A 17,575-nucleotide genomic window follows, 5' to 3' on the forward strand; every position below is an offset into this window, starting at 1 on the left:
GTAATTGCGTGCCAGACGCCATGACCGACCACGCCGTGTTCATCCACTCCACCGGCACCGGCCCCTTCATGTGGAAGCGCCTGATGGCGGGGCTGCCCGACGGCCTGCCGGCCGTCACCCCGGTGAACCGCGGCTATGCCCCCCATGACCTGATGGCCCGCGGCACGCCCTTCGAGATCCCGATGGACCTGGCCCATGTGAAACAGCAGCTGCCCGCCGACGCCACGGGCCTGCACCTGGTGGCCCACTCGTATGGCGGCTTGTTGGCCATGCAGCTGGCCCTAGACCCCGAGGTGCCGGTGAAGTCGCTGTGGCTGTACGAACCCGTGATGTTCGGCAGCATGAAAGCCCTGAGCGCGCAAAACCCCGAGCGCTTGCCGGCCGCCGTGATGGCCGACCTGCAAGGCGTGTTCGCCAACACGCGCCTGTTCAACGACCTGGAGGTGGGCGGCACCGACACCTGGCTGGAAGGCTTCGTGGATTACTGGAGCGCGCCAGGCGTGTGGGCCGCCATGCCTGACAAGGTGAAGGACATGAACCGCGCGGTGGGCTGGAAGATGTTCATGGAAGTGCGCAGCCAGGCCCTGCTGGAGCGCCCTGTGAGCGACTACCGCTTCGACACGCCTGTCACGCTGCTGCACGGCGCCTTGAGCCCCAGCCCTGCCCAGGAAATGGTGCGCCAGCTGGCCCTGGTGAACCCTCAGGCGCAGGTGGAGGTGCTCGAAGGCCTGGCGCACATGTCCTTGATCACGCAGGCCGACGCGGTGCTGCCTGCCTTCCGGGCGCACTGGGCCCGCCTGGGGCTCGCAGGCTGAACAGAGCCGATCAGGCGGTGCGCATCTTCTGCTTGATCACCGGCCCCATCAACATGCCGGCCTTGTAGCCTGCATCGATCAGTGCGCGGCGCGCCGAGAAGTCGGTGCTGGCGATGCGCCCGACATCGGGCCGGATCACCAGGTGGGCATCTTCGGCTTCCTGCCTGCGCAGGGCCTGGCCCATGATCTCGAATGAGCGCACGATGAGCTCGTACATGCCGCCACCCACGGCCTGCTGGGCCTTGGGGTCGTCGGCACCGACATCGACCGCCACCACGAAGGTGGCACCCATCTGGCGCGCCGTGCGAACCGGGATCGGGCTGACCAGCCCACCGTCCAGGTAGTCCTGGCCTTGCTGGTTGGCCGGCATGAACACGCCCGGGATGCTGCACGAGGCGCGCACGGCAAAGCCTGGCTCGCCGCTCTGGAACACCTGAAGTTCTCCGGAAGGAAAGCGGGTGGCCACCGCCGCGAAAGGCGTGGGCAGGCCGTCGATGCTGCGGCCGCGAAGCCCAGCGTTCACGAACATCTGCAGGGCCTGCCCGCTGACCAGCCCGCGGCGGCCTTGCACGGACGTGCCGATCAGGTCGATCACATCGCTGTCGCGCACCTGCAGGGCCAGGCGTTCCATTTGCGAACCGTCATGGCCTGCCGCCCAGAAGGCCCCCACCAGGGCGCCCGCACTGCTGCCGACGATGAGGTCCGGGCGAATGCCCTGCGCTTCCAGGGCCTTGACCACACCAATGTGCGCAAAACCGCGGGCCGACCCACCGCCCAGCACAACGGCCAGGCGGGGGGGCGTGGGCGCGGTACTGCCTTTGTTGCCGGAACTGCTTTTGCCGGCGGTACTGCCACTGCGTGAATTGTGGGCGGCTGGGGCTGAGGGCGTCTGTGCTTGGGCCTGCTGATGGGCCATCCAGCCGGTCGCGCCCAAGGCGAGCAGGCGCTGAAGCGACTGGCGGCGAGCTGTCGGGGCGCTCATTTCAGGCCCTTTTGCTCGACCGCATCACCCAGCTCCCGGCGCAAGCGTGCGAAGGCGTCCTCGAAGGCGTTGGCCGGCGCCCCCGCGGTCAGGCGCTCGACGGTTTCGTTCAACACGATGATCTCGACCCGTCGGTTCAGGCGCCGGCCCGTTTCGCTGTCATTGGGCGCGATCGGGCTTTCCAGACCCAGGCCTTTGACCTCCATGCGTGCAGCGGGCACCCCCTGCGACGCCAGCGCCGCGGCCACCGCCTGGGCACGTTTTTCCGACAGCGTCTGGTTGAAAGACGCTGAGCCCACGTTGTCGGTGTGGCCCTCCAGCGCGAGGGCCTTGTCTGTGCGGGTCAGCGCCAGTTGCGCCACTTCCCGCAGGTAATCGGCAGCCGCCGGGGACAGCTCCGATTTGCCGAATTCGAACATCACGTTGTCTGGCAGCCAGATCATCACACCGCGCTCGGTCTGCGCGATCGGCAGCGTCACGGCCGGCGGCGGCGGGCGGTGGGTGCAGGCGCTCAGGGTGGCGGCGCACAGGGCCAGCATCAGGGTGCGGCGGGCGAACTTCATGGCGATCACTCGGGTGCGTTCGTGGCGGTGAGCGCACTGTAGGAGCCTTCAAGACGCTTGTGCCCATGCCTCCTTCACCTGTGGCGCCTGAACGCGGGGTGGCGATGCCGTCCCTTACCCTCGTGGCCTAAGCCTTCTGGGGAAGGGGCTGCCCATGCACCGCCTTGCTCGCGGGCCGCCCCAGCCTGATCAGGCCGCCTGGATCTGCCCGATGTCCTGCGCCACCAGCCACAGGCGCAGGTCGAACTCGTACTGGTGGTAGCGGGGTTCGAGGTGGCAGCACAGCTGGTAGAAGGCCTTGTCATGGTCCTTCTCCTTGAGGTGGGCCAGCTCGTGCACCACGATCATCTGCAGGAACTCGGGCGGCATGGCCTTGAACAGGCTGGCCACCCGGATCTCGCGCTTGGCCTTGAGCTTGCCACCCTGCACGCGCGACACCGCGGTGTGCGTGCCCAGCGCGTGCTGGATCACCTTGAGCTTGTTGTCGTAGGCGACCTTGCTGACCGGTTCGCTGCTGCGCATGCGCGCCTGCTTCAGCGCCATGACATGGTCGTACAAGGCCTTGTCCGACTGCACGCCGTGGCGCTCGGGGTAGCGCTTGAGCAGGTTCTCGCCCAGCTTCCCGGCGTCGATCAGGGGCTGCACCTGGGCCAGCAGATTGGGCGGGTAGCCGCCCAGGTAACGCTGCAGCGGCGTCAGCGGCGCAGTCATGACCCGATCTGCTCGGCCAGGTGCTCGGCGTATTCGTACAGCGCGCCCAGGATGTCCTGGCCACGCTCGTCTTCGTCGTTCAGGCCTTCGCCCAGGGCATCGATCTGCTCGAAGAAGGCCTGCAGCGTCAGTGCACCGCCCTCCCCTGCCATCAATCGGCCTTGACAATGCTGCAACCACCGGGCTTGCTCGGCCTCGGTGAGGGTGGCGGGGAAGTTGCGCGCACGGTAACGGAACAGCAGCTCGCCCAGGCGCTCGTCGGCAAAAGCCGGTTCACGCACCGACACACGCTCGGCCAGTTCTTCGCCCGGCATGCGGCGAATGCGCTCCAGCAGCTTGCGGTCGTCAGGGCCCACGAAGCCGCCATACAGGTCTTCGTCCACATCGGGGGCCGGGCCGCGCGCGGTGTCGCGCTCGTACACCTCCAGCCACAGGCCGGTCAGGCTGCCGCCGCGCTCGGCCAGCACCTGGGCATGCCGCAAGGCTCGCTCGGTGTCGATCGACCAGCGCTGGCACACCTCGGGCGTGAGCGTGCGCAGGTTGCCGATCACGATGGGCGACTTGTTGATGTGGATGCTTTTCACCGGCAGGCGGGTCATGCCCTCAGGCAGCTCGTCGGTGCGGGTGAACATGCGCTGGCGGGCCGTGGCGGCATCAAGCCCGAACAGTTCGGCCGGGTCATAGGCCAGGTCCCACACGATGATTTCGTTCTTGTTGGTGGGGTGCTGGGCCAGCGGCCACACCAGGGCCATGCAGCCGCGCTCCACGCCATACATGCCGCTGATGTGCACAAAGGGCTTGCCCTGGCCGATCTCGGCCAGCACCGCGTCCTTCTTGCGCAGCTTCAGGCAGAAATCCCACAGGCGGGGCTGCTTCTGGCGGATCAGGCGGGCCAGCGCGATGGTCGCGCGCACGTCAGACAGCGCATCGTGCGCGGCTTCGTGGGCCAGGCCATTGGCGGCGGTCAGGTGCTCCAGCTTGAACGAGGGGCGACCATCTTCATGCTTCGGCCACTCGATGCCTTCGGGGCGCAGGGCCCAGGTGGTGCGCACCACATCGAGCAGGTCCCAACGGCCGCACTGGTTTTGCCACTCGCGCGCGTACGGGTCGATCAGGTTGCGCCAGAACATGAAGCGCGTGACCTCGTCGTCGAAGCGGATGGTGTTGTAGCCCACGCCCACGGTGCCGGGCAGCGCCAGCGCCTGCTCGACCTGCTGGGCGAACTGGTGCTCGGGAACGCCGCGCTGCAGGCAGTGCTGCGGCAAGATGCCCGTGAGCAGGCAGCTTTCCGGGTTGGGCAGGTAATCAGGGGTGGGCTGGCAATACACCATCAGCGGCTCGCCCACCTCGTTGAGCTCGGCGTCGGTGCGCACCCCGGCGAACTGGGCCGGGCGGTCGCGCCGCGGCACGGCGCCAAAGGTTTCGTAGTCGTGCCAGAAGAAACTGAATTCGCTCATGCCCGGCACGATACCCGAGAACCGCCCTGCCCTTGGGCTTCAGACCGTGTCAGGCCCCACCACGGCGTGCAAGGTCAACTGCGGCACACCCTCGCGCTCGCGCAGGCGCAACCACCACACCGAGCCCTTGCGCACCGACCAGGGCTGCGTGGGGTCGGTGGCATCGAGCAGTTGCGCCACCACCCGGCCCAGTGTGGGCTGGTGGCCCACCACCAGCACCGGGTCTCGGCTGTGCGGGAACTTCGCGGCCTGCAGCAGACTTTCCACCGTGCCGTCGGGGCCCAGGGCCTCGACGATCTTGAAGGGCCGCACCAGGGCCTGCGCCGTCTGCTGCGTGCGCCGCGCCGGGCTCACCAAAATGCGTGTGGAATCGGGCAGGTACTGGTCGAGCCAGCCGGCCATGCGCGCGGCCTGACGCTCGCCCTTGGCACTCAGGGGGCGGGTCAGGTCTTCGACGGGGTCATCGAAGGGGTCGCCGGCGTGGGCGTGGCGCCAGAGGAGAAGGTCCATGGGCTGAGCGATGCTTGCCTGGGTGAAACACATCGCAAATGGAGCCAGATACATGCCCCGCACGTTTGCGCCTGTGGACGACATGATGGGGCCAAGCCATGACGAACGGATGACGCAGCGCTCAGGTTTTCTCTCACACCCCGATGGGGGAACTGCCACCAGAGGCACAGATTCAAGGGGGATGCTGCTATGTCAATTGAGGCCTCAGGCGCACGATGAACCTTGGGGTTGTGTGCCTCATTGAGTAAGCTGAATTGCGAAGTTCCAACAACTCACACATCCACAAGGAGGCCTGCATGTCGACCATCAACCGAACCTATGTTCTGGGAACTTACCGAAATGACACGCTGACTGCCGATTCGGGCGATTACATCCTGGACGGCGGAACCAGTCGCAGCATGGATTGGGGATACACAGGCAGAGACACCTACATCATCTCTGGAGGCAACAGCATCGTCCTGGCTGACACAGACGACAGCCTGGTGTTGAACAACATTCCCAACCTGGCGTCCGCCGCTCTGGGGTTCGTCGACCAGGATGGCGCCAGCTACCTGACCATCGGTCTGCCAGGGCAAGCCCCCAATGTGCTCCTGCCGTTGAACCTCCAGTGGCCAGGATTGACGGTCACCTTCGGTGACGGCAGCAGCACCACCGGGCGAGACTTGCTGATCGCAACGCAAGCGCTCCCGGGCCTGACCCTTGAAGGCACCGACGGCAACGACACCTTGATCGGTTCACGGCAGTCTGACCTGCTCCAAGGTGGCCTGGGTGACGACGTCTTCGAGGGGGGCTGGGGCAACGACACGATCAGCACCGGCGGCGGCGCCGACACGCTGCGTTTCAATGCGGGCGATGGAGCTGACTTCATCCAATCCAACGGCCACGACGTCATCGAGCTGGGCCAAGGCCTTGAGTTGTCGTCCGTCGACGTCAAGAAAGACCCCTCAGGCACTCGCCTCTCCATGGGTTTTTCAGCAGACAACTCGCAGCTCTCGTTCGACAACAGTTCATCGATCAATCAGACGGTGTTCCGCTTCTCGAACGGGCGAGAACTGTCGGGCGCCGATGTATACAACAGCGTCAACGCCACCACCGGCGCAACCTTGACGGGCGACGATGCACCCAACACACTCCTGGGTACGCAGTGGAGCGACCTGATCCTGGGAGAAGCGGGTGACGACGTGCTGCTCGGAGGCGTCGGCAACGACACCCTGGTGGGTGGAAGCGGCGCTGACTTGCTGGTAGGTGGCGAGGGCCGCGATGTCTATCGCTTCACGGCCAATGATGGTCCCGACACTGTCAAAGTCGATGATCAGGACATCATCGAGCTGGGTGAAGGGTTCAGCCTGGCCACGCTTCAAATCCGCACTCAAGCAGATAGCTACGGACCTGCGCGACTCTATGGTAGTTCGTTGGGTGATTACATCGAGCTGCAGTCCTACGATCTGTACGACAACCTGACCGTTCGCCTGCCTGATGGCTTCACCTTGACCGGCCAACAGATCCGCGACATTGTCCAGAATGCCAACAACCGATTGATCGAGGGCACTGCACAGGGCGACTACGTTGCCGGTGGCCGAGGCCGAGACACTTTGCGCGGCCTGGCCGGTGACGACACGCTCTATGGCGGCGCGGGCAATGACGTGCTGATCGGCGGACTGGGCAATGACCATTACCTGGGCGGCCTGGGCGAAGACACCATCGTGTTCAACGCCAACGAGGGCGATGACTCGGCCACCTTGGGCGGGTCGGACATCCTGTCTTTTGGCCCCGACGTCACCCGAGACAACATCCGTGTGGCAACCACCGGCCAGGGCCTGCGCATCAGCGTGCACGGTCATTCCGGTTCTCTGAACCTGAACCAGGACGCCTGGGTTGTTCAATGGGCTGACGGCAGCCAGGATTTCAACGACCCACTGACCCGGATTGCTGCAGCGCAGAAGCCGCTGCAACTCAATGGGACCACTGGCCCCGACCTGCTGGTGGGCAATGTGGGCGCCGACACCATCGTGGGCGATTGGGGTGACGACACACTGGACGGCGGCGAAGGCAACGACCTCCTGGACGCCGGGGCGGGTCGCAATGTGATCACCACTGGCGAAGGCGCCGACACCGTCATCTTCGGTGACTATTTCGAAGACCTGGTTCACGCAGACAGCCAGGACACGCTGGTCCTGGGGGCTGGCGCCACCATCGGGCGACTGCGCATTTTTTCAGAGCAAGACGGAACTTCATCGCTGGTCATGCGCATGGCCAGCACCATGTCGGGCATCAGGCTGGCCAATGTTGGCTCCTGGGATGGTCTGGTGGTCAGACTCCATGACCAGACCCAGTTCACCGGGGCGCAGCTCGTGAGCATGGCCAAAGGCACGTTCCCGCAGTATCAACAACTGCCTTCATTCAAGCCGGGGCAACTTCTGGGCACGGCACAGAACGACACCCTGATCGGCTCTCTGCAAGACGACACCCTCCTGGGTGGTGGAGGCAACGACTTGCTGCTTGGCAGTTCAGGCAACGACCTCATCGACGGCGGTGCTGGCGCGGACACCGTGTGCGTGAACTATTTAGAAGATGGTTGGGACACGGTGCATGCAGACAACGATGACACCATCGTATTCGGCGAGGGAATGCTGCTGGAAACGGCCACCCTCAGCCTGACCGGTACCGACAGCAGCAACCTGTTGATAGATTTCGGAAACATCAAGCTCACCCTGGATCAGGTGGGTTCATGGGACGACCTGAAGTTCTCCGACAACGTCGAAGTGATTGCCACTGGGGGACAACTGGTAGAACGCGTTCGCGAATTCATGCCACTCAGCCTGCAGGGTACCGATGTCGCTGAGACCCTCAAAGGGCGCAGTGGCGCCGACACGCTGCTGGGGGCAGGCGGCAATGACACCCTCAACGGCGGGTTGGCCAATGACCTGCTCACCGGCGGCCTGGGCAACGACGAGATCACCGGTGGCGAAGGTGCCGACACCGTGTACTTCAACGCCGGCGATGGGCAAGATCTGGTGCACGCAGACAGCCTGGACACCCTGGTGCTGGGCGCCGGTCTGACCCGCAGCAGCCTGCAGCTGTCGCAACTGCCCACCACGGGTGGCAGCGAACTCAGCCTGGGCTTTGCCGGCCGCGCCGAGCGCATCACGCTCGACCAGCTGGGCAGCTGGGACGGCCTGACCGTGCAGTTCGCCGACGGCACTCGCACCACGGGCGCAGCGCTGATCGAGGAGGCCCGTGTGCAGCCGCTCAAGCTCACAGGCACCAGCGGCAAGGACACGCTGACTGGCCAGAGCAAGGCCGACACCCTCAGTGGCCTGGGTGGCAATGACACGCTGATCGGCAATCAGGGCAACGACACCCTGATGGGCGGCACCGGCGCCGACACCTACCGTTTCAAGCGTGGCGATGGGCAAGACACCCTCATCGAGAACGACCTCAACACGCTGAGCAAAGACGTGCTGGCCTTTGGTGATGTGGCGGCCAACCAGCTGTGGTTCACCCGCAGCGGCCAGAGCCTGGTGGTCTCGGTGATCGGCACGCAAGACCAGATCACGGTGCAGGACTGGTTCAAGGGCAGCGCCTACCGAGTTGAAGCCTTCAGCAGCAGCGACGGCAAGAGCCTGAGCAGCAGCAAGGTCAACAACCTGGTCAGTGCCATGGCCAAGTTCAGCGCGCCGGCTGAGGGCACCACCATCTTGCCCACGGCCACTGCCAAGGCCCTGCAACCGGTGCTGGCCAGCAGCTGGGTGTGACCGCCCTGAGCGCCCATGGCGCTCACCCTCCATCGGGCCACAAGCCCCATGAAAAAAGGCCCCTTCGGGGGCCTTTGTCATTGCGGTGCGAGGAAACACGAACACCCCTAAGGGGGGAGTCGGCACCAACCGCGACGATGTCGGCACTTTCAGGCCACGCCAGCACGCCACACATGGCGGGTCACCATTTCATTCATCGCCGCAACTTGCTAATCTGAGTTGAAAGAAATCCATTCAACGGGAGCCATCACTACCCACCCATCCAGGCGGGGGGCTCCCTTTGGATGCTCACACATCACAGCGCAAGGGAGCAACAGATGGCCTCAGTCACGACCACTTACAACGCCTACGGAGAGCCCGTCCTTCAGACCTGGACGCTGCAACCCAACGACACCCAGATCTCGGACCTCAACGGCTCCGACACCTACATCGTCAATCAACTCGATGGCACCGTCCGTCTTTACGATCGGTACAACGACACCAGCTCTGACGGCGAATACAACAGGATCGTCTACAACGGCCCTGACGCCTCCCGCACGCTGACGCCAGCTGACCTCCTGATCAATGTTCAGGGAGGCGACATCGAGATCACCCTGAAACAGACCGAAGAAGATGCCGCACCCGCGAATGGTCGCCTCGTGCTGGTCGACGCCGTCTGGGATGGTGTGGGCCCCTTTTACGACTGGGCGGTCAACTCCAATGTCATCTCGTCGATTCAACTGGGCACAAGCTGGTACTCGTTCAGCGACCTGGCCCAAAAAGGCGCCCAACCCAACACCGTCAATGGCACGGACCAGACCGACTCCCTGCGCGGCAATCACTGGCGTGACCTGATCCAAGGTGGTGAGGGAGCCGACGAATTGCGCGGCATGGCAGAACGCGACACGCTGCAAGGGCAGGCAGGCGACGACACCTTGTGGGGCGGCGGTGACGAAGACTTTCTGGATGGCGGCATAGGCAACGACTTGCTCGCAGGAGGCTACGGTGACGACACCCTGTTCGGGGCCGCAGGCACGGACACCCTGATTGGCAACCAGGGCAGCAATGTGTACATCCTCTCCCCGTCGGGCCAGGATGTCATCGACAACCGTGGCGGTGCTCCATTCAGCATCCGGTTCACCACCGACACCGAAGCAACGCTGAACAAGGTCGATCTGAGCGGCCTGCTGTACACCTCGACGCACTACGCGAATCTCTACACAGCGGGCAGCTACACGCTGAACGCGCAGGTCAGCGAAGCGGCGCTGGACGGCGACTCCCTGCAGTTTCAACGGTGGGGTGACACCCTGCGACTCACTGTCAACGACACCACCGGGCAAGCGTACTCGGCCGACATCCTTCATTACTGGGGGGCAGAAGCCGACGCCGCTGGCACGTTCACGCTGGGCAGACTGGGCACCTACAACCGCCAGAGCATCGAAGAGCAGGGGCTGCTGGACAACGGGGCGAACACTTACGGCGCACCGCTCACCACCGGCAACACCTTGCTGCACCTCGACGCGAAACAAGGCGACGACGTGCTGAGCATGGGTGAAGTTGGTGGCACCGTGACCCTGGGGGAAGGGCGAGACACCCTCGTCAGCAACCTGTTCAATGGCACAGGCCCCGACAAGGGACAAACACTGGTGATCACGGATTTCGGCGCCCGAACAGAACCCGACCAGCTCGTGCTGCGCAGCCCAGAAAGCCTCGGCGTCAACGATTTCCTGTTCGCACGAGATGGCCGGCGCCTCGTGATTCGCGACGCGGACGGCTATGCCCGCAGCGTGAATGGAGCGCCTGGTGAGGCGGACGCCTCCAGCCGGATCGTTCTGGAAAACTTTTTCGGTGACGATGGCCAGCCCAAGGCGACAGACTCGACCATCACGCTGCCTGACGGCACGGTCCTGATCTGGTCCGACATTCCATTCGCAACCACCGACTCGACCATCCAGAACGGTACTGCCGGCGCGGACACCCTGAAGGGCGCAATGGGCAATGACACCCTCAGAGGCGGCGATGGCGACGATCTCATCGATGGTGGCTACGGGGTCAACAATCTGTACGGTGGCCAGGGCAACGACACCCTGAAGGGCGGCAGCATCATGGACTGGATGCTGGACATCACGGGCAACGACACCATCGTGATCCGCCCCCACGCGAGTGCTGTGCTGGCCCCTCTGGCCACCGACATCGGCAATGCCGAGAAATGGCAGGCCGAGAACATCCAGGTGATGCTCAACGGCCGCAGCAGCCAGGACATCGCCGGTGTGTCTCATGGACATCTCCGTTACCAGCTCCTGGCCAGCATCAATCCCTACCGCAACCCACAGCAAGAGCAAGGCCCTGCCCACTACAAGGGGCGGTGGCTGCCGGCTATTGAGAGTGAATTTGTGGATGACCCAGCCGGCACACACAGCCTGCTGGTGACCTTCAACGATGGCTCGACCATCGCATTGCTCGCGGCAGTGAACAACAACATCACCGACCGGAAGGTGTTTGATCAACTGGTCTTCGATGACACCACCTTGACCGTTCAGGATCTCCTCAAGCTGGGCACGCAAGCCGACAAGATCACCTCGGGTGACCTGTTCGGACTGCCAGAGGGCGGGCTGCTGGACGGACAAGGCAAGGTCGGGGTCGTTGGCAATGTGGGTGACGACACCATCGTGGGCTCGGCCTATGGCGTGAACAATTCAGCGGGTTCAGACACCTTTGTCATTCGGCCAGGTGAAAAGATCAGCCTGACCGCCTTCGATGTGCAAGACCTGGCAGAGACCACCGATCGCATCGTCTTCGAAGGCACCACGGCGGAGTCTCAGCTGCGTGTCAAGTACGTGGGGCCCACCAATGGCACGAGCGACACCAACGCGGTGACCCACTTGCAACTCACCGTGCAATTGCCTGATGGCACCACAACCCACACAGCCGATCTCCCCTACGCGTGGATCGGGCAGGAACGCGCATGGGCGAGTGCGTTTGACGAGGTGCAACTGGGCACGGGTCCAGTTTTGCAGCTGCGCAACATCGCAGAGCAAATCGAAGGAACCGATGGTGCGGACACGCTCTTGACATTCGATGGCCGGCGACGCATCCAGGGCCTGGCTGGCGATGACACCCTGTACGGCTCCGCCAGCGCAGAGACGCTGGAAGGCGGCTCTGGGAACAACCTCCTGATTGCTGGCGATGGCAACGACGTACTGATCTCCACCGGCAGCCATGACACCCTGAACGGCGGTCTGGGTGACGATGTGTTCGAGATCTCCAACCTCACTGGCATCGCTGAAATCACCCCACTGGGCAAGGACCTCATCCGCTTCACGGGCACGCTGCGACCAGAAGACCTGCGCCTTGAATGGGACAAGACCGCCACGAATGCGGGCCTCAAAGCCTACACGCTGCGCTTCGCGGGCCAAACCACCGAGGTGCGCATCGCCAATACCCAAGACACTCGAAACCTCCGCATCCAGTTTGGCGATGCGCCCAGCGTCACACTTGACGAGCTGGTGAGCAACACCATTGCCGGGCTGACCAGTCCTGCCTCGGGCCTGATCCAGGGGTCTCCGGCCAATGACTCGCTGTTGGGGCTGAGCGGTAACGACACGCTTCGTGGCGTTTCGGGCAAGGACCTGTACGTGGGCGGCCAGGGAAACGACCTGATCGAGCTGGGCGCCGACGCCGACACCGTCCGTTACGCGTTCGGAGACGGCATGGACACCATCCGGTCGGTGTCCGCTCAGGACCTGATCGAACTGGACTGGAAACAAGCCAGTGTGCCGATGTACATCGGCTCCAGCTACTCCGGACAGGGTGGCCTGGTGGTGTCGGCATCTTCGCCTTATCCGAACGAACAGGGCATGTTGTTCGAAGGCCTTGCAAAAAGCGGCACAGTTCGCCTGCAGTTCAGTGACGGGGTGCAAGCCACCAGCGGACTGACCACCACCCTGACCGGCACACAGGCTGACAATCTGCTCGACACCCGAACCTTGAAGGCCGATGTGCTGCAAGGCATGGACGGCAATGACACCCTCATCGCCGGCCCCTGGGGCGTGACCCTTGACGGGGGCAGGGGCGATGACACCCTGCTGTTCGAAACCAGCCAAACCTCTGCCGGGGTCTACGACCGTACCCCCATCGTTTACCGTCAGGGCGACGGGCATGACACGGTGATCCTGGGTGGCAACGGCATGACGCTGAAGTTTGGCGAGGGCATCACCCGAGGATCCCTTGCGTTGGAGCAATCCAGCCTCAACCCCACGCTGTACCGCCTGCACATCGGCGGCACCGAAGGCAGCCTCACGTTCCAGAACATGGGGCAGCCCAAGGATTACCTGATCAACTTCTCGGATGGCAGCGCTGGCACGCTGGGCGAACTGAGCGTGACACGCTCGGCATTTGGAGAGGTCGGCACCACCGTCACCGGCACGGATGCCCCTGAGACGCTGCAAGGCACAGCGGGCGATGACCTGATCCAGTCAGGCATGGGGAACGACGTGGTCAGCGGGGGGCAAGGTCGTGACACGATCCAGTACACCATGGGCGGCGGCTCGGACACGATCTACGCCGATCACCTCGATGTGCTGCAACTCAGCGCACCATGGCCAGCTTATCTCGGGGTGGACGTCCTGCCGGTCCTCGCGGGCGATCAAGACCTCCGCATCCGCATCCAGGACACCGATGACGTGCTGACGTTGGCCAACATCGGCAGCTGGGACGGCCTCTCGGTCAAGATCGGCTACAACAGCCTCATCAGCGGCACCGAGCTGATACACCAGGGCCGGTTGAAAGCACCCGTCCTGAGGGAAGGCACAGACCTGCCAGAACTCATCACCGGATTCAACGGCCATGACACCCTCATCGGGGGTGGGGGGAACGACACCCTGATCGGCGGCTTTGGGGACAACCTGCTGGATGGCGGCCAAGGTGACGACCTGATCAAGAACTCGGGGCGCTTCACCCTGAAGTTCCAGAAGGGTGATGGTAAGGACACGCTGGACGGCGCAGGGGCTGCCGTGCTGTTCGGACCAGGGTTGTTGCGCGAGTCGCTGCGTGTGCTGACCGAGAGCACAGCCCGTGGCGAAGTGATCACCATCGGCTTCAGCGACAGCAATGACCAACTGACGCTGCCAACCACCCTTTTCCCGCTTTACCCGCGTGACGATTACCTCCTCGACGACTCCACGGTGTTGACGTTTGCGGACGGCTCCGAGGTCACCGTCAATGACTTGTGGCTCCAGGCCTCCACGGGCAAAGCCCTGTCCATGCGTGGCACCGACGCGGCCGATACGCTGATCGGCACCGATCAGCCAGACACCTTGCTGGGCCTGGGTGGTGACGACCTCCTGGAGGGTGGCGCTGGCAACGACCTCCTGCGAGGCGGCACGGGCAACGACGAAGTCACAGGCGGAGAAGGCGCCGACACGATCGCCGTCGCGAAGGGCGATGGGTTCGACCTCATTCATGTCGACAACCAGGACATGTTGTACCTGCCTGATGTCTCCGGCATGAGCGAACTCTCGCTCCAACCATTCGAGATGGGTGATGCATCGCTGAGTTTCACCATGCATGGCGGCACAACCGGCATCACCCTGGACCGCGTGGGCTCATGGGATGACCTGCAGATCCACTTTGATCCGCGATACGCCAATACGACAGTCATCACGGGCAAAGAGCTGTTGCGTGCCACAGGGGCATGGCAGGGCACCTCGCTCACAGGCACAGACACAGCCGACACCCTGAATGGCACGCCAATGGACGACACGCTGTCTGGCATGGGAGGCAACGACAGGCTCAATGGGGGCGATGGAGATGACGTGTTGACTGGCGGCAAAGGCAATGACCTGGTCTCTGGAGGCGCAGGCCACGACACCATTTACTTCCGTGCCAAGGATGGTCAGGACACGCTGAACGCAGACAATCAGGACACCGTGATCCTGGACAACTCGCTGATCGTGGCCGTCCGCCCATTCAGAGACGGAGACACGACACTCACCATTGGGTTCTACAACACGACAGACACCATCCAGCTGACCGCCCCCGGCAATTGGGACAACCTGGTGGTGAAAAGCTTCACCGGCCCCGACTGGACCGGCGCCAAGCTGCTGCAAGAGGCACGGAACCTGGTTCCGCTGTCGCTGAAAGGCACCGACCAGGACGACCTGCTGGAGGGCCGTCTGGGCAACGACACCATCAACGGCGGCGCGGGAAACGACACATTGATCGGTGGCCCAGGCTCGAACAAGCTGACCGGAGGAACAGGCAATGACGAGCTCTTTGGTGGATACAGCGACGACACGTTCTATTTCAGGGCGAATGACGGACAGGACGTGATCCACGGTGATCAGTTCGACACCCTGGTGCTGGGTGCCGGACTCACCTACAACAGTTTGACCTTTCAGCCATTCACCGAGCGCTATGGCAATCTGGTCTTCGGATTTGCCAACAGCACCGACCAGATCACGGTGGTCAATGTGGGTGACTACAGTGAAATGGCCATCCAGTTCGCAGACGGCTACAGGACACGCGTGGGTGCCTTGGTCCAGGCAGCCCAGGCATTGGCACCACTGGTTTTGACGGGAACGTCGTCCGACGACACGCTGGTCGGCCGCAGTGGCAATGACACGCTCCGTGGCGGCCTGGGCAATGACGAGATCACTGGCGGCCTGGGCAATGACGAGATCACTGGCGGCGAAGGTGCCGACACCGTGTACTTCAACGCCGGTGACGGGCAAGACCTGATCCACGCCGACAGCCTGGACAGCCTGAGCTTCCGCGCAGGCATCACGCAAGCCTCGCTGCAACTGCAGGCTTTCAAGGCAGGCGACACCGCCCTCACCTTCGCTGTGGGCACGGGCACCGGTTCCGACCGCATCACGCTCGACAACGCGGGCACCTGGGACGGCCTGACCGTGCAGTTTGCCGACGGCACGCGCACCACGGGCGCAGCCCTGCTGCAAACCGCGCGTGACCTGGCCCCCCTGAACCTGCAAGGCACCGATGCCGCCGAAGCCCTCACAGGCAAGAACGGCGCCGACACCCTGATCGGCGGCGGTGGCAACGACACGCTCAAGGGTGGCCTGGCCAACGACCAGCTCACCGGCGGCCTGGGCAACGACGAGATCACTGGCGGCGAAGGTGCCGACACCGTGTACTTCAACACAGGTAACGGCCAAGACCTGGTCCACGCCGACAGCCTCGACACCCTGAGCTTTGGCGAAGGCATCACACAGGACTCGCTGCAGCTGCAGGCCTTCAAGGCAGGCGACACCGTCCTCACCTTCGCGGTGGGCAGCGCCAGCATCGACCGTATCACCCTCGACAACGCAGGCACCTGGGACGGCCTTGCCGTGCAGTTCGCCGACGGCACTGCCACCACCGGCGCGGCCCTGCTGCAAGCTGCGCGTGACCTGGCCCCCTTGAACCTGCAAGGCACCGACGCCGCCGAGGCCCTCACAGGCAAGAACGGCGCAGACACCCTGCTCGGCGGCGGTGGCAATGACTCGCTCAGCGGTGGCCTGGCCAACGACCAGCTCACTGGCGGCCTGGGCAACGACGAGATCACCGGTGGCGATGGCGCCGACACCGTGTTCTTCAACCTGGGTGATGGACAGGACCTGATCCACGCCGACAGCCTCGACACCCTGAGCTTCGGCGCCGGCATCACCCAGGCATCGCTGCAACTGGAGGCCTTCAAGGCAGGCGACACCGCCCTCACCTTCGCAGTGGGCACGGCCACCAGCACCGACCGCATCACGCTGGACAACGCCGGCACCTGGGACGGCCTTGCCGTGCAGTTCGCCGACGGCACCGCCACCACCGGCGCAGCCCTGCTGCAAGCCGCCCGCGACCTGGCCCCTCTGAACCTGCAAGGCACCGACGCCGCCGAGGCCCTCACAGGCAAGAACGGCGCCGACACCCTGCTCGGTGGCGGTGGCAACGACACGCTCAAGGGGGGCCTGGCCAATGACCAGCTCACCGGCGGCCTGGGCAACGACGAGATCACCGGTGGCGAAGGTGCCGACACCGTGTTCTTCAACGCCGGCGATGGGCAAGATCTGGTGCACGCAGACAGCCTGGACACCCTGGTGCTGGGCGCCGGCCTGAACCGCAGCAGCCTGCAGCTGTCGCAACTGCCCACCACCGGTGGCAACGAACTCAGCCTGGGCTTTGCCGGGCGCACCGACCGCATCACGCTCGACCAGCTGGGCAGCTGGGACGGCCTGACCGTGCAGTTCGCCGACGGCACCCGCACCACGGGCGCAGCGCTGATCGAGGAGGCCCGTGTGCAGCCGCTCACGCTCAAGGGCACCAGCGGCAAGGACACGCTGACTGGCCAGAGCAAGGCCGACACCCTCAGTGGCCTGGGTGGCAATGACACGCTGATCGGCAATCAGGGTAACGACACCCTGATGGGCGGCACCGGCGCCGACACCTACCGCTTCAAGCGTGGCGATGGGCAAGACACCCTCATCGAGAACGACTTCAACACGCTGAGCAAAGACGTGCTGGCCTTTGGTGATGTGGCGGCCAACCAGCTGTGGTTCACCCGCAGTGGCCAGAGCCTGGTGGTGTCGGTGATCGGTACGCAAGACCGTGTCACGGTGCAAGACTGGTTCAAGGGCAGCGCCTACCGGGTCGAGGCCTTCACCAGCAGCGACGGCAGAAGCCTGAGCAGCAGCAAGGTCAACAGCCTGGTCAGCGCCATGGCCAAGTTCAGCGCACCGGCTGAAGGCACCACCACACTGCCCACGGCCACTGCCAAGGCCCTGCAACCTGTGCTGGCGAGCAGCTGGGTGTGATGTCC

8 protein-coding genes are annotated in these 17,575 nt (G+C 64.1%); 3 read left to right on the forward strand and 5 right to left on the reverse strand.

The window, feature by feature from the left end; genetic code table 11:
* Positions 1-20: 20 nt before the first annotated feature.
* The gene (locus EYS42_RS06985) at positions 21-815 is read left to right on the forward strand and encodes an alpha/beta fold hydrolase (protein ID WP_130967122.1); all 795 of its coding nucleotides are present in this window, start codon (positions 21-23) and stop codon (positions 813-815) included.
* 10 nt (positions 816-825) lie between these two features.
* Here the strand turns inward: EYS42_RS06985 and EYS42_RS06990 are convergent, their stop codons facing one another.
* From EYS42_RS06990 to EYS42_RS07010, 5 genes are all read right to left on the reverse strand, one after another.
* Positions 826-1,797, reverse strand: a complete 972-nt coding sequence (locus EYS42_RS06990) for a patatin-like phospholipase family protein (protein WP_130967124.1) — start codon at positions 1,795-1,797, stop codon at positions 826-828.
* Positions 1,794-2,360 carry an OmpA family protein gene (locus EYS42_RS06995; RefSeq protein WP_130967125.1) on the reverse strand — a complete coding sequence of 189 codons (567 nt, stop codon included), beginning with the start codon at positions 2,358-2,360 and terminating at the stop codon, positions 1,794-1,796. Before EYS42_RS06995 ends, EYS42_RS06990 begins: the two co-directional genes overlap by 4 nt.
* 189 nt (positions 2,361-2,549) lie before the next feature.
* On the reverse strand, positions 2,550-3,071 hold the full coding sequence (locus tag EYS42_RS07000; RefSeq protein WP_130967127.1) for a M48 family metallopeptidase: 522 nt from the start codon (positions 3,069-3,071) through the stop codon (positions 2,550-2,552).
* Positions 3,068-4,528 carry an exodeoxyribonuclease I gene (gene sbcB, locus EYS42_RS07005; protein ID WP_130967129.1) on the reverse strand — a complete coding sequence of 487 codons (1,461 nt, stop codon included), beginning with the start codon at positions 4,526-4,528 and terminating at the stop codon, positions 3,068-3,070. Before sbcB ends, EYS42_RS07000 begins: the two co-directional genes overlap by 4 nt.
* A gap of 39 nt (positions 4,529-4,567) precedes the next feature.
* Complete coding sequence (locus tag EYS42_RS07010; protein ID WP_130967131.1) at positions 4,568-5,038, reverse strand: SixA phosphatase family protein; 471 nt, start codon at positions 5,036-5,038, stop codon at positions 4,568-4,570.
* Positions 5,039-5,334: 296 nt separating this feature from the next.
* Here EYS42_RS07010 and EYS42_RS07015 point away from each other — a divergent pair, with 296 nt between their 5' ends.
* Positions 5,335-8,793, forward strand: coding sequence for a calcium-binding protein (locus EYS42_RS07015; protein WP_130967133.1), 3,459 nt, complete (start codon positions 5,335-5,337; stop codon positions 8,791-8,793).
* Positions 8,794-9,110: 317 nt separating this feature from the next.
* The gene (locus EYS42_RS17425; protein ID WP_165456654.1) at positions 9,111-17,570 is read left to right on the forward strand and encodes a calcium-binding protein; all 8,460 of its coding nucleotides are present in this window, start codon (positions 9,111-9,113) and stop codon (positions 17,568-17,570) included.
* Positions 17,571-17,575 lie beyond the last annotated feature (5 nt).

Source organism: Aquabacterium lacunae (assembly GCF_004310865.1).
GTDB lineage: Bacteria > Pseudomonadota > Gammaproteobacteria > Burkholderiales > Burkholderiaceae_C > Aquabacterium > Aquabacterium lacunae.